Source organism: Bacillus sp. AR8-1 (assembly GCF_008042345.1).
Lineage (GTDB): Bacteria > Bacillota > Bacilli > Bacillales > Bacillaceae_G > Bacillus_A > Bacillus_A cereus.
Window position 1 is genome coordinate 123,937 of the sequence record NZ_QNUB01000021.1, and the last position, 13,461, is coordinate 137,397.

Sequence of the window (13,461 nt, forward strand, 5' to 3'; positions counted from 1 at the left end):
ATTATTGCCCTCCTAAAGTTTTATTTATTTCTTCTATTAAAGATTTATTTAATTCCTCAATAGAGTGATCGACCTTTTTATCCACACCACGCTCCATGAACTTTTTGGCCGCCTTTTTCTTACTTGTACCTAATCCCAAATCAGGAAAAACTAAATATCTATATTTCGATTTTGGTTTTAATGTTAATGTTAAATTCTCTTTGTTATCGTCATTAATAGATTGATATAGTTTAGCGTGGGCTTTCTTTCTATTCGATATAGGCATTAAGCCAAGAACTGACTTTTTCATTACTGGTGCAATTCTAGACTTTAAATCTTCATTTATTATCTTTTCCGCAACGTTTGGTAATCGCTCAATGTTTCTTTGCAAAGATTCAAATTTAGAAGCATCAACACTAAAATTAGCAGGCATATTTTACATTCCTTGTAAGCTCGAATGTTAATACATCAACAAAAAACTCTGTATCTTTCTTCCTCATTTTTTCTTTGAGCGATTTATTACATGTGTGGCCAGTTTTACTTAGTGAACTCATAAACTCAACTTGCAATACATCTAAATCCTCACGATTTTCCGAAAAATAATAAACTGTTACATCTTGTGTAAATGCGCTTGCCCCCGCTCTAACAAACCCACCTGTTTCAAATACAACATGGTTGATTGTGGATAGATTCGCTTCATCCTCCTGAACTGAGTCCTGGTATACTTCTACAGTGTGGAAGAAAGACTCTAAATGCCGGACTAGTTTACTATTAAACTTTTCAATTAAATCATTCAGTGTCATCTAGACCTCCTACCTTTTGCAAGTATAAATACATGCTATTTTTAAAACGATCCGCTTTAATGATGCTATAAGAATGTCCTCGTAATTCAATTATTAGGCTGTCCACATCCTTATTCTTGAACATAGGAGCGTATAAAGTTTCAATTTTCATATCTAACTTTTTATCAATACTTTCAGCGAATTGAATATCAACTTCACGGCACGAAAGTTCCGAAAATCTAAGTCTGATAATCTCGACATTTTCACGTCCGATTACTTTTTTAGTGCTATTCCGGATCGTTTTACTTTCCTTAACGCTAATAAATCCATCATTAAATGTTTTTCTATGTTGTTCAATTGCCATTATTCTTCTTCCTTTCATCGATTGCGACATGTAATATCAATCGTGAAAGTGGTTGCCTGAAGTTACTTTCGAAACTGTCTAACGCATTGTTATATTCATAACGAATACGGTTAATAACTAGCTCTCTTGCGGATAAATTGACGGCTAGATCAAGTTCAGCGCCTACTAAATCATTGATAAAATAAACGGAACGATCTATAAGCTTTATGATGTCCTTGTCTTCTTCATCCCAAGTGATTGCTAGTGCATGTTTTACATCTTCTAACAAATCAAAAGGCGACTGTAACGTCGCCTGTGATTGATTGTCACTCATAAAGGATCACTCCCTATTTAGTAGGTGCTGGAGTAGTCACCGCTATACCTGGGTCTTTCATTTCAGAAATATCATAAACTAAGAATGATTCATTTTCTTCAGCACGACCATTAGCGTACATTTTAGCGATGTATAAATCTTCGTCTTCGATAGCGCGTGTTTGATCGTAAACGTCTAAACGTTGTGCTCCACCTAATCCAAGGAAGTAATCTTTTGCCATACCAGCGATTAATTTACCTTTAGGAACAGCATTTGATTTAACGATTTTACCTGGAATCGGAAGAACGTTATAAGTGTAAGTTCCATCCATGTTAGGTCGTGTAGTATAACCATAAATTTTAGACCAGTAGTCTACAGGGTTAACGATTAGTAACACATTAGATGGATTACGTTTACCATCTTTAGTAAGTAGAGCCATGATATTACCTAAAGTGTAAGGATTAAGGTCTTTTAACTTACCAGTATCGGCTTTATCAGCATGTACGCCCCCTGTAACAGTTAATAAATCTTTCATCATGCCTACAGGTTGATCTTTACCAGTACCACGAACGATAGCTAATTCTAAAGCGATTTTTAAAGATTCAACTAATACAGTTCGAACGTAGCGATCTAACCAAGTCGGGCCAAGGTCTAACATTGCTTTACATACAGGCATAAATGCTGATAATTTGTATTCCTCAATTTTAATCGTTTCGAAACCTTCATCTAAAAGTTCTTTGTGAGCCGCGCACAATTTACCCCAGAAGGCAGTTTGGATATCACCTTTTTTCAGAATCCATTCAGTTAAAGCACCGACGTTAACAAATGTAATTTCAGATAATAATTCATGATTTTGAACTAAGTCTTCAAATACTCGTTCGATAACAGTTGGTGGTACTAATGCTTCAGTACCAGCAAAAGAGTTACCTGCAATTACTTCATTGTAGTATTTCGTTTCTTGACTAGTTAAAGCACGTCCACCACGAGCAGCTAAGATAGCTTGATCGCTAGATTGTACTGATGCTTGTGCTAAAATTTTTTCTTGAATACCTTGAGCGAATGCAACTAACGCATCATTCACCTCTTCATCTGAACCTGATGCTAAAACCTTACTTAAATTTTGTTGATTTTCAAATTTCGTTTCTAAGTCTTTAATCATTGTAAATTACCTCCTACAGTTTAATAGATTTTAATAGTGAAACCATAAAGTGAGCTGATTTTTCAGCGTTTTGAGTACGTTTGTCACCTTCGTTTTCGATAGATGCGATGATGGGTTGTTCTTCAACTTCATTTGTAATTACAGATTCACTGTCCACACTTGATTGTATTGAATCAGTGATTACGTCACAGAAACCGAATGACTTAGCTTTTTCAGCGGTCATATAAGTTTCGTTGTCTAGAAGTGTTTCTAGTTGGAAAAACTCACCGTTAAAACGGCTGTTATAAGATTGAATTAACGCTTCGTCAACGTCACGTAGCATTTTAGCTTGCTTCTCTAATGAGTCAGCATTACCGAATGCATATGTCGATGCACGATGTACCATCATAGTGGTATTAGAAGGCATTTCGATTTTATTAGCACCCATCGCAATTAATGAAGCGGCTGAAGCGGCTATACCATCAATAACGGCAGTTACATTAGAAGGGTGATTTTTTAAGTAGTTGCAAATTGCAATCCCTTCAAACGCATCGCCACCATTTGAATTGATGTGAATTTCAATGTCATTTGTAACACCATCTAACATTTCTCTTACACCTTGAGAAGAAATGTCACCGAAAGGAGCTTTACCAACATTCCCATACATATAAATGACTGATTTACTATTGTCCTGTTGATTGTTGTCCATCATTAGGAACTTCGGTTGAATCTTTTCCATTTCCAATATCTTCACCCCCTTTCATAGTTCCGCTTATCCTTGCTCTCTCATAGTTCTTAGTAACATATCGTTCATTAGCCCAATCTTCTTTTATTTGTTCTTTTCCTAAACGTTCTAATACATCGTTTATGCTCATGCCACCGACTGCAAATAGCTTGTCAACGGAATTAGCAAACTTAGTAAGGTCGAACAATTTGAAGTTGTCCATGTTGAATCTAATGTATGTTTTACTTAAATATTGCTCTCTAGAGAACATCTTCTTGTTATATTCGTTAGTAATCATTTCCCCTATTGGTCTTACTGCGAATATAATAAAGTTATCTAAATCGCCAGTAGGATTACCGGTAGTTGAAATGCCACCTTCACTTATTCCACTTAGTAATGAAGGAGGAATGTGGAAGGCAGTTGCCACGAAATCTAACATATCTTTTGCAAGGTTTTTGATGTCCCTCGTATCTAAATTACGTGGGTCCTTGCTTTGATCTTCCATTTGTACGTTGTCAGGTAAGAACATGATTGCTGCTAACTTTTCAGGATTCATATAATCTTTTGCTTTCTCTTCAAAAAGTTCTTGCGAAGCTTTTCCGTTTTCATCAGTTAACGAATTCATGAAACGGCCTCTGAACAAATAACGTATTCTTCCATTGCCTTTGTAATCTGACATCGCTTTAGCTAGTAATAGTCCATATGAACTATATAAACTATTAATCACGTTGTTTATTGACTCTACAGAAAGGCTCAAGTATAGAACGTCTTGTTCTCTAAATTCCTTCGTTAAAAGCTGATTGTTAATCGAAACACTTTTATAAACATACTCATTAAAACCATTCGTAGTTTCACGATGAAACGATTCAGCTATCCACAGTTCCTCACCTATAGGTAAAATTAACGCTTCCTTTTCGTAAATTAACTGATGGACAACCTTATACCAAAACTCATGGGCATTTTCATTCTTATTTGGTGCCACATTTAATTGGTAGTAGTTCAAACTTCTTTTTAACTTGCCACTTCTATATGTTTCAAAATCACAAGCTACTAAACTACGAGCAATTAAATCGATAGCAGCGTTAACATACAATTTCTTGTAAGCAATTTCAGCTTTAAGTGTCATCACACTACAATCAACATCCGGGACTGTTCCATTATCACTTTTTCCTAAAAAGGTTTTAAAAACATTACGAATTCCCATTTTTTCACCCCCTTTCTCAGAATGACCATACTTGCATATCGTTTAAATCGACTGCATAGTCTTCAAGATCACCGTCGAAATTGAGCGCATGTGTGAACGCAAAAAACCCGTCAGTTTTTCTTTTGACAGGGTCGATTTTTTTATATTCTTTTGAGCCATTTCCTAGTTCGTCCACATAAACATTCCCGCAATACCAACGCATAACAGGATCGTCGTGGAAAACAATATTATGATTTATGAATAGATGTTGGATTAATGGGTCTAACATAGCATGAATGTACTGCCCGCGCCTTACTATCTCAACTCTTTCGTTAAAACCAGCTTCTTCTAATAAAGGTTTCAAGATTACAGAACGGAATTTATCAATCGCGATACGCTTAATGTCGTATGTTTTCGATTTTTCTAAAAACCAATTGATAACACGTTTGGGCTCGATTTCTTTATCATAGACGATGGTGAAGAGTCCTTTTTCCACACCTATATCTATAATATCTTGATTAATATCCTGCATTTTCAATGCCTGATGCCATATAAAGGTATGGTGAATCCAATAACGCTTCCCTTGCCGTTTGAATAGCAAACCGACGCTGCAGAAATCGCGTAATTCTGCGTAATCTACACCACCAATACATTCATATTTGTGTAAATCATCAGGTAAAGGTTGATCTGTTGCAAGAAGATCCTCATAAGTAGCGATTTTATGTTGAAATAGCTGCTTCGGAATGTTCATCCGTTTTGTCATGAATTCAACATGCATAGGAATGTTGGTTTGACAATCGGCCCATTCTTCTTTCATCGTTTCGAATAATTCCATATTATCTCGAATAGAAGGATTGGCTTTTTCCCAGTTTGCAATATCTTCGACTTCTTCTTCGGAGTCTAATTTGCAGATGAAGGGGAATAACTTACTCCTTTCAACTTCGCCACTTAGAATCATTCGAGCCTTCTCTTTCATATCATCCAAAACGCCACCACGGACATATCCATCCGTTGTTAAATAGAAAGTTCGTCCATCTTTAACTTTACCCAAGGCTGAACGGAATACTTTAATCGACTTATAATCTTCATATTCATGAATTTCATCGAACCAAACTGATCCAGGACGTCGTCCATCTTTCGTTCTAGCATTAGAAGTATTGAATTTCATGTGAGATTTGTTTGTTTTATGTTTAATTAGTACCTTTGTAGCACTAAATGATTTCTTTAAAACCTTATTTGCAGGATTTTCTATTACTTCCTTCACGTCATCGAATGTAGTTTTTGCTTGTTCTTCAGATGTCGCGATCCATTCAATGTGATATCTATCTATACCAAACTGTTTAGATAGCATATAGAAGTTTAAATATCCGGCATATCCGTTTTTACCACCGCCACGTCCCATCAGTATTAATATTTGATTCCAAACAAGACGGTTGGTGTCCTTATAACGAACGCCGAACACACAAGCGTTAACAAAACGTTGCCATGCGAATAATTCGAATGGAAAATATTTAGCTGGGATATTAACACTATCCTCAATAGCTTGAACATCAACATAAACATTTGGATCATCTAAAGTTTTTCGAACTAAGGTCATTAATTGTTTTTGTTCATTACAAGAACGGATAGATCCGCTTTCCACAGCATGCATGTACTCACTAATGAAAGGATGATATTTATAAGGAAGATTAGACTTCTGCATCATCGTCATCATCCTCACTTACCGCCTTAAGTCCTAACTCGTTAAGAATCTTTAACATTTGCGTGTTAGTTTTATTCAACTCGTTAATGCTATCGTTTTTTTTCATAAATCCATTAGCGCCTAGTACAGATACACCGCGATCTTTTACATCAGCTATCAATCTGTTTTTTATATCCCAAAATGACATATAATCTTCTACTAAATCCATAAAATGAGCGTGTATGATACCGTTCGTGCCGAGTTGTTCATATAAATCATCTCTTATTTTATTTCTAAGCGTTTTTTCTCTGTTTTTTTGAAGTTTTGCAACCTTTTCCGAAACATTTTTTAGACCTTTTTCATTTATCATGTCTTCCCAATAACGGCTGCGCCATGATTTAACAGTGCTAACAGATACGCCATATTTATCCGCGATATCCTTGTATTTAACACCTTCTAAGAAATCTTTGAACGCTAATTTAGATTTACTTTGTTTTCCGCTCACAATATCACCACCCCGCTTTTCATTGGATTTTTTCGAAGGTTAATTTTAAAAATGACACTTGTAAAGACGAGAATAATCATGTATAGTTTTACTTAGAAGGAAACAGTGGCGACGGTCCACTGATTACAAATACATATCGAAAATTTTAATCATCCCAGAGAAGGGATGGTATTTTTTTTGCCTTTTTTTCTATTCCCACGCGCGTAACGCGAAAATAAAAAGAGAAATCCCCCCTCGCGTTGCCTGGTCCCCCAACAATTTAATCTCTAAAAAAAGAGTGGGGGGTATTATACGTGTGTGAAGCTAAAAATTTTTACTTAAAATTTAATTATTTAATCGCTAAACCGAAAAATAGTTCAGCGTATTCGATAACTGTTCCAGCTTCTTGTCTTGTTAAGTTTAAGTATATCTCTAGCCAATGATCTCTTAGGTTAGCTTTCACCTTCTCAAGTGATAGCTTCTCACATGCTTTAGGCTTGTGTATGTGTCGTATCTGTGTGTACGTCTTGTATATGTCACGTTGGAATTGAATGAGTGTATCAGTGTTATAAATGATAGCTTCATTCTTATCGTGATTGATTGTTAGTTTAATATCAGTTAAGTCATATGTGTTACCTTGTATCGTTAGGCTGTCCACACAATCACCATCTCTCTTCATCTACTATCGTGCAGCGCTTCTTCACTATGTTCTTCTCTTTGTTGTGTTCCTGATTATGACAACGAATGCACAGTGTTTCTAGGTTGCTTAATGTATACGCTAAATCTGGTCTATCACGTAACTCCTTGATATGATGGACGTTCCTACCCTTGCTATACTTACCTTTACGCTTGCATTCCTGGCACTCGCTATTATCTCGTTCGAGCGCTAATATTCTTATGTGCTTCCGCCAATATGGATGTTTGTAGAACTTAATAATATTATCTTGCTCATATAGTTTATTAATCTCTTGTATTGTTAGAGGTTGCATGAACTATCCTCCCCCTTAATCTTCCTTAAGAATCTTCCCGCGAAATTGAGTATCAAGGCATTTCTCGCAATAAAAACTACCTAAGATGTGAATGGATCTGTTACCCATCGTAGTTGTTTTGCTATCCATTAATCGGTACTTATGTTCACACTCTTTATTTTGCTTAATATGTTGTTTGTACTTCCCTAACTTAAACGTATCTACAGAAGCACCATTACATTTCGGACAAACAGTTACTTCTTGATATTTATCTTCTAATGCTATATTCAGGTAGCCACAAGCTAAACAACATCTAGAAACCGTACTCATCTATCCTCACCTCTTATCTTTCTTAACAACTTGATTCATCATCGGTCCATTGCATTTAGGGCATTTCCACCCGTCGCGTATCTTATGAGAAGTTTCTTCAAATCCGCAACCTTTGTTCATGCACCAATGTTTTGTTAATGGCATCTTCAAAGTTCTTCCTCCTCCAAAATAAAAAGCACCCAAATGGATGCTTTTTTTATCAATTGCTTATTTACTTTTCGATTACGGTATGTGAAGTTTTATTCTTCTTTTAGCTAACAACCGCGACAGACACCATCGAAAAACTTATCAGGTTCTCCTGATTCTGTCTACCTAGGATGTTGTTAGCTCAAAGAAGAGCAAAAGCTCTCCCTAATGACAGTATCATTCAATCATTACCATCTGCTGGTTCCGGATTTTATGTGCCGTCATTACGAAACCGTTTAGACAACATATAGTTTATAAAGGAATTTATGAGTTGTGTTTTCCGCCACTTCTCACAATACAAATATATCACGTGAATTCCAAAACAACCCGCACATTTCCTGCCAAAAAGCGGTCACGACTCTGCCACTTATTTTAATTCGCTAATAACCTTTATTTCCCTAGACTACCTCACTGTAACAGCCATAAAGAATAGATTGAATTTTCATTTAGTTATTATGCTTGATCTGATTGTAGAACATGTAATGGAGGTGGAATAATCCAACCTTTTTTCTTATTCAGACGAAGTAATATAGCTCCAGCTTGTGCTTTTTTCATATGAAATTGACCAAACATCATTCCAACATCTTCTCGAAGAGATTGTCCCATTGCTTGACTACATGCTACTAACCCAGCAGCAAGATCCATAGAAACTTTAGCTGCAATTTCTGCATCATTAATACGAGCACCAGGAGGAATTGTTTCAATAGATGCAACTGGTCTTTCTGGCGGTGCTGGTGGTAATGCTACACCATTCAATTTCAAGATATTTTTTAATTCTTCAACTTCTGATTGGATATCATTCTCTACAAGGTTCTCTAAAAATTTCTTTAAATCCTCGTCACCTGTATGGTTAATAAGAACTTGATATCCAGCAATTGCGCCTTGTGCCGCTGCAAGATAACTCCAAATCCCAAAGACTTCTCCGTAGTGCATTGGTTCATTTTGTGGATTTCCACTTAAAATACCCATAAAAATATTCCTCCTTAAAGAAATTAGACTTTTAGCAACAATACTTACTATAGAAAAAATTTTCCCAATCATGTTCTTGATTAAAGAAAATAAGTTCTTATAACTCATAAGGAACACCTTACCCAAATATAGTAATTACCTCCCATAGAATTTACCGTTTTCAAAAATTTATGCTTATAAAGAATAAATTCATTTCAATTAACTTAATTCATTATTATTAAGTATTTTTGATAATAAAAATTAAAGATATTTATCATAATTTCAATTCAAATGGTTTTATATATTTTCAATCGAATATTGTCTAAAGGAACTGGAGACATTACTAAATACGAAAGGAGGGAAAAACATGAAGAAAAAACTTTCATCTATTTTAAGTGTCCTATTACTAACTATTATGGTTTTTGGTACAAGCGTCCATGCTGAATACGATGGATATAATACGAATAGAGTTAACAATAATAATGTTACAACTCGAGTTAATGACTATAACACGAATAGAGTTAATGACTATCACATGAATAGAGTTAATAATGACGTTAGAACTCGAAATGTAAATACGACAAATGATTTAAATGATAATCGTAACAGAAATAATAATTGGGCTTGGCTTGGTTTATTGGGACTAGTAGGATTATTTGGTCTTAGAAAAAAAGACAAAGATCCAGAAACACGTTAATGTAGAACATTGTATCTAATTTCAAGAGATATTTCTTTATCAAAAGAATACAAAATGATTACATTATGAATCGCCTTTAATTAGGCGATTTTTTATTTTTTTCAAATCCGTAACAACCACAAAAAAAGGATGCAATTAATCAGAAACAATGAATTTCTTAACTTGATGGTAATGAAACATTACGTCCATTTGATGAACTATGCTTCTTTCTATGCCGTTTCTTCACTTACCCATATCTTATATTGTGTGTAACTGACCTCTTTGCTGAATCCCTTGGTATCATTGATTTCATTTAATTTTCTCTTTTGAGTTACACAGTACGAAAATTATGAGTAACTGTATAGGGATACCACCAGCATTTTGCAAAATAACCTATGCTATGCGGAAAAATAAAATAAGCTGCCCATATGGACAGCTTATTTACATAATTATCGTTATCAGAAGTAAAATTCAACTCGAAAATAGCTAATTTTATCAGTTGTTGAATGTCTGAAAAAAATCAAATCAATGATATTGTTGAGATCCTTTGGCAATTTCTTGCTGTGATGACTATCATAGTGACTTTTTCTCCAGCAACAACTATTAGTAGCTAATTACCATAAGAACTTATTTTTGAAATTTGCTATTTTTTAGAAAGTGTGTTAATTTAAGAAAGACCTATTTTTGTTTGGCTTGAGATTAAGAATAAATTTTGTTTTTCGTCTAAGGTATTTGAGCAAGGGTAGTAACATATGTGTGGGTATCCACACTAGGAGGCAACAATTATGGAACAAGGTAAAGTAAAATGGTTTAATGCAGACAAAGGTTTTGGATTCATCGAGCGTGAAGGTGGAGAAGACGTATTCGTACATTTCTCAGCTATCCAAATCGACGGTTTCAAATCTTTAGACGAAGGACAAAGTGTAACGTTTGAAGTAGAAAAAGGACAACGTGGCCTACAAGCTACTAATGTTCAAAAAGCTTAATATTAGCTGATGAAAGACCCTCTTGTAGGGTCTTTTTTTATTTTGTTACAATATTCCGAATACAACTTTTTTAAGAGGATTTTGGGTGCTTAACTTTTAATGAAAAAGAAGATGTTAGAAATCATAGTTTTAGCATTATGGGCTTTTTCTTTTAGTTATCTTGCATACTCTTAACGTAGTTTTTTTCTAAAATGCTGTGATACCACTAAATAAAAAAAGAAATAAGCAATGATTAAATTTTAAATCTAGCCATTGCTTTATCCATTGCATCTTGGTTTACACCTATATAACGTAACGTGACCTTCTCTGATGAGTGATTGAATATCTCCATGAGTAATGCTATGTTTTTTGTTTGCATGTACATGTGATACCCGTATGTTTTTCTTAACGTATGTGTTCCTATTTCATCTAACCCAAACTCTGCTGCTGCCCCGCTTAATATCTTGTATGCCATGCTACGACCAATTGGACGATTCCTACCTTGTCTACTTTGTAATAAGTACTCATTATCTTCCCTTTCTTCAATAAACCATTTAAGTTCTCTTTTCAGTGCTGCAGTAATTTGTATTCGTTTCTGTTTCCCGGTTTTCTTTTCCCTCATAGATATATGACTACCTTTGACATCTCCTACCTTCAATTTCAAAATGTCCGAGATTCTCAGACCTGTATTAATTCCCATAATGAAGAGAATGTAATTACGTAAGCTCTTTTCTTTAAAATAATCTTTTAGCTGCTGTATTTCTTCTGGATCACGTATTGGCTGAACAAAATTCATTATTCATTACCTCCAGTCTCTTCTGTCTCGTAAACTTCTAATCCAAGTGCAAAAGCAAGCTTATAAAATGCTTTAGACTTCCAACGTCGATAAGTACGCTCTGACATCCCTATTTCGTTGTAAACCATGTAATCACATACGTCCTCCTCTTCTAAATAACGCTTATAAATAATATCACTTTGAATCCTTCCTGCACGTCCGTTCCCTAATCGATTTAGAAACTGATCAATACGTGCTGACATTCTTTCAAGCCACTCTTCTCGTTTACTTTGTTGAATATTTGCCATAGCAACATCTTCTAATGGTTTTCCAACTGTATGTGTAGGACCATGCTCACGTATTTCATAAGAAGGAGTGACTTTCATTTCTTTACGCATCATCCCAAATTGTCTATGTATACGTACACTTTCCAACACACCTTCTAATTTCTCTTGTGTCGCTGTTCTATCGATTTTTGGTAAGAAAGATAATTGTTTAGTCATGTAAGACCACTCCTTTTTATTTTTAAATTACTTTTGTCTTATTGCTCCACGTCTTCGTTCATAGCAAGGTCTATGCATCCCCATTAAATCTTCAATGTCACGAGTACTTAATTTCTCTTTTCGTTTTTTCTTAGTTTTCTTTTTCGTTTGATTCGATTGCTTTTTCCATTCACGTAGCTGATCCTTTAACACCTTCATTTCCCCATCCCCCTTTTCAAAATAAAAAGGACACCTATTCGTAAAACAGCCTTAATTGCTGCTTTAATGAATTGGTGTCCTCTAGTTTTCTAGCCGGACTATATTTATTTGCTTTTAGCTTTCTTACTTCCCTTATAAAATCCATATTTATGATCGACTTCTGAAATCAAAATTACAAGTGCCATAATGATTCCCGCTTGTATGAAGCTTTTTGTATTACTAAAGGTCACAAACATAATGATTAAGTAAAGAGCCCAATACATTCCGAAAAACTGTTTACTATTCATTTCCTATCCCTCCAGTACTGTTATTTTATTATTCCAGCTTTCACAAAAATATTTCTCCAAGCGTTATCGATTTGATATTTCTCTACTTCCTTTGTGCGACGCGCGATAGCTTTTCTAATTTTTCTTTTCTTCAAAGCTTTCATTCTCCCAACCTCGCTTTCTATTAAAAGGATTATTTTGTTGAGTTTTTATAATGCTCTCTTTTCTCTTAGTAATTGACTGTTATTGATTATGACTGTATGAGCATTGCATTTTTCTTTTAATAGATCCATTAAATCTAGGACATCTTTTCTACTATTGAGTTTCGAACGACTATTGAATAAATACGTACAATCCGTATTACCGTTATTATGGTAATACTTATAAGAAATCAAATACTCAAATCTACGTGGTCTCATTTCTCTTCCTCTCCTGAATAAAACTCAATGTTTCGTTAATAATAGATACAGGCTCCATTCATCACGAATCAACCTTACACCTAACATCTCTTTTTAAGATAGGAGCCGAGCAGTTAGCTTTTGCTAGCTGCTTTTTTTATTCCGTTCCTGCTCTTGCTTCTTGAAGAATTCTTTAACTGCGTTTTCCCAATAAGTGCACATTTTCCATTCCTCCTCGAATAAATTTCTAAATCTTGTCCATACTATAAATACACTTGAGTTCTGAACTTCCTTCTTAATGCTTTTCTGGAGAGTAGTTAGCTTTTGCTAGCTGCTCTTTTTACGTTTTAAGTGAATAAAATTCTAAACATTGTCTAACACTGTAGACAAGACTTTAAAAAGTCGATTTCTCCCACTCTAGCTTTCTTGGTCGAGAGCCGAGCGGTTAGCAAAAGCTAACTGCTCTTTTTTTAATTGAAGGTTTTCTATAACATAATTTATCTGTTTTATGATTAAACTTTCATGATTCTATCTATACTAAACTTGGGCTTTATAGCTCAAATAATCTTTCATTCACTTGGCGGACAGTTTATTTAATAAATTGTCTGCCTAAGCCATTTA

General features: G+C 34.8%; 22 protein-coding genes. 2 read left to right on the forward strand and 20 right to left on the reverse strand.

All coding sequences use genetic code 11. The features are described from left to right. Nucleotide 1 precedes the first annotated feature (1 nt). From DN400_RS17320 to DN400_RS17380, 14 genes are all read right to left on the reverse strand, one after another. Nucleotides 2–412, reverse strand: coding sequence for a hypothetical protein (locus tag DN400_RS17320; RefSeq protein ID WP_098322677.1), 411 nt, complete (start codon nt 410–412; stop codon nt 2–4). Further along, nucleotides 402–782: a hypothetical protein gene (locus tag DN400_RS17325; protein ID WP_098322678.1), complete on the reverse strand. Its 381-nt coding sequence runs from the start codon at nt 780–782 to the stop codon at nt 402–404. Before DN400_RS17325 ends, DN400_RS17320 begins: the two co-directional genes overlap by 11 nt. Further along, nucleotides 769–1,125, reverse strand: a complete 357-nt coding sequence (locus DN400_RS17330; RefSeq protein ID WP_098322679.1) for a phage head-tail adapter protein — start codon at nt 1,123–1,125, stop codon at nt 769–771. The genes DN400_RS17325 and DN400_RS17330 overlap by 14 nt, the downstream gene beginning before the upstream one ends. Continuing rightward, nucleotides 1,115–1,438, reverse strand: a complete 324-nt coding sequence (locus tag DN400_RS17335; protein WP_001282872.1) for a hypothetical protein — start codon at nt 1,436–1,438, stop codon at nt 1,115–1,117. Before DN400_RS17335 ends, DN400_RS17330 begins: the two co-directional genes overlap by 11 nt. 13 nt (nt 1,439–1,451) lie before the next feature. Then, a complete protein-coding gene (locus tag DN400_RS17340) occupies nt 1,452–2,576 on the reverse strand; it encodes a phage major capsid protein (protein ID WP_098913672.1) in 1,125 nt (374 codons plus the stop codon). Between the two features lie 13 nt (nt 2,577–2,589). Beyond that, nucleotides 2,590–3,222, reverse strand: a complete 633-nt coding sequence (locus tag DN400_RS17345) for a head maturation protease, ClpP-related (RefSeq protein WP_098322683.1) — start codon at nt 3,220–3,222, stop codon at nt 2,590–2,592. A gap of 16 nt (nt 3,223–3,238) precedes the next feature. Then, nucleotides 3,239–4,483: a phage portal protein gene (locus DN400_RS17350; protein ID WP_000512881.1), complete on the reverse strand. Its 1,245-nt coding sequence runs from the start codon at nt 4,481–4,483 to the stop codon at nt 3,239–3,241. 16 nt (nt 4,484–4,499) lie between these two features. Further along, complete coding sequence (locus DN400_RS17355; RefSeq protein WP_000988815.1) at nt 4,500–6,176, reverse strand: terminase TerL endonuclease subunit; 1,677 nt, start codon at nt 6,174–6,176, stop codon at nt 4,500–4,502. Then, a complete protein-coding gene (locus DN400_RS17360) occupies nt 6,151–6,648 on the reverse strand; it encodes a P27 family phage terminase small subunit (RefSeq protein ID WP_065229054.1) in 498 nt (165 codons plus the stop codon). The genes DN400_RS17355 and DN400_RS17360 overlap by 26 nt, the downstream gene beginning before the upstream one ends. Nucleotides 6,649–6,976: 328 nt before the next feature. Beyond that, the gene (locus DN400_RS17365) at nt 6,977–7,285 is read right to left on the reverse strand and encodes a hypothetical protein (RefSeq protein ID WP_147801781.1); all 309 of its coding nucleotides are present in this window, start codon (nt 7,283–7,285) and stop codon (nt 6,977–6,979) included. Between the two features lie 4 nt (nt 7,286–7,289). Further along, nucleotides 7,290–7,616 carry an HNH endonuclease signature motif containing protein gene (locus DN400_RS17370; RefSeq protein ID WP_147801782.1) on the reverse strand — a complete coding sequence of 109 codons (327 nt, stop codon included), beginning with the start codon at nt 7,614–7,616 and terminating at the stop codon, nt 7,290–7,292. A 15-nt stretch (nt 7,617–7,631) separates the two neighbouring features. Beyond that, entirely contained in the window at nt 7,632–7,925 is a 294-nt protein-coding gene (locus DN400_RS17375) for a hypothetical protein (RefSeq protein WP_147801783.1), read from the reverse strand. 6 nt (nt 7,926–7,931) lie between these two features. Continuing rightward, entirely contained in the window at nt 7,932–8,075 is a 144-nt protein-coding gene (locus tag DN400_RS29535) for a hypothetical protein (RefSeq protein WP_170952313.1), read from the reverse strand. A 489-nt stretch (nt 8,076–8,564) separates the two neighbouring features. Continuing rightward, nucleotides 8,565–9,080: a DUF3231 family protein gene (locus DN400_RS17380; RefSeq protein ID WP_000512143.1), complete on the reverse strand. Its 516-nt coding sequence runs from the start codon at nt 9,078–9,080 to the stop codon at nt 8,565–8,567. Between the two features lie 346 nt (nt 9,081–9,426). Here DN400_RS17380 and DN400_RS17385 point away from each other — a divergent pair, with 346 nt between their 5' ends. Together DN400_RS17385 and DN400_RS17390 are read left to right on the forward strand one after the other, a co-directional pair. Beyond that, complete coding sequence (locus DN400_RS17385) at nt 9,427–9,756, forward strand: WGxxGxxG family protein (protein WP_147801784.1); 330 nt, start codon at nt 9,427–9,429, stop codon at nt 9,754–9,756. A gap of 764 nt (nt 9,757–10,520) precedes the next feature. Beyond that, nucleotides 10,521–10,721, forward strand: a complete 201-nt coding sequence (locus tag DN400_RS17390; protein WP_000434816.1) for a cold-shock protein — start codon at nt 10,521–10,523, stop codon at nt 10,719–10,721. Between the two features lie 232 nt (nt 10,722–10,953). Here DN400_RS17390 and DN400_RS17395 read toward each other — a convergent pair whose 3' ends face one another. The 6 genes from DN400_RS17395 to DN400_RS17415 form a co-directional block, all read right to left on the reverse strand. After that, on the reverse strand, nt 10,954–11,496 hold the full coding sequence (locus tag DN400_RS17395) for a site-specific integrase (RefSeq protein ID WP_147801785.1): 543 nt from the start codon (nt 11,494–11,496) through the stop codon (nt 10,954–10,956). Continuing rightward, nucleotides 11,496–11,978 (reverse strand): ArpU family phage packaging/lysis transcriptional regulator, encoded by a 483-nt coding sequence (locus DN400_RS17400; RefSeq protein ID WP_147801786.1) that lies wholly within the window; start codon nt 11,976–11,978, stop codon nt 11,496–11,498. Before DN400_RS17400 ends, DN400_RS17395 begins: the two co-directional genes overlap by 1 nt. 27 nt (nt 11,979–12,005) lie before the next feature. Then, nucleotides 12,006–12,176 carry a hypothetical protein gene (locus DN400_RS29540; RefSeq protein ID WP_179953506.1) on the reverse strand — a complete coding sequence of 57 codons (171 nt, stop codon included), beginning with the start codon at nt 12,174–12,176 and terminating at the stop codon, nt 12,006–12,008. Nucleotides 12,177–12,280: 104 nt separating this feature from the next. Further along, nucleotides 12,281–12,463 carry a hypothetical protein gene (locus DN400_RS17405; RefSeq protein ID WP_147801787.1) on the reverse strand — a complete coding sequence of 61 codons (183 nt, stop codon included), beginning with the start codon at nt 12,461–12,463 and terminating at the stop codon, nt 12,281–12,283. A 20-nt stretch (nt 12,464–12,483) separates the two neighbouring features. Next, a complete protein-coding gene (locus tag DN400_RS17410; protein WP_048558843.1) occupies nt 12,484–12,606 on the reverse strand; it encodes a DUF3983 domain-containing protein in 123 nt (40 codons plus the stop codon). 45 nt (nt 12,607–12,651) lie between these two features. Next, nucleotides 12,652–12,861, reverse strand: coding sequence for a hypothetical protein (locus DN400_RS17415; protein WP_001247800.1), 210 nt, complete (start codon nt 12,859–12,861; stop codon nt 12,652–12,654). Nucleotides 12,862–13,461 lie beyond the last annotated feature (600 nt).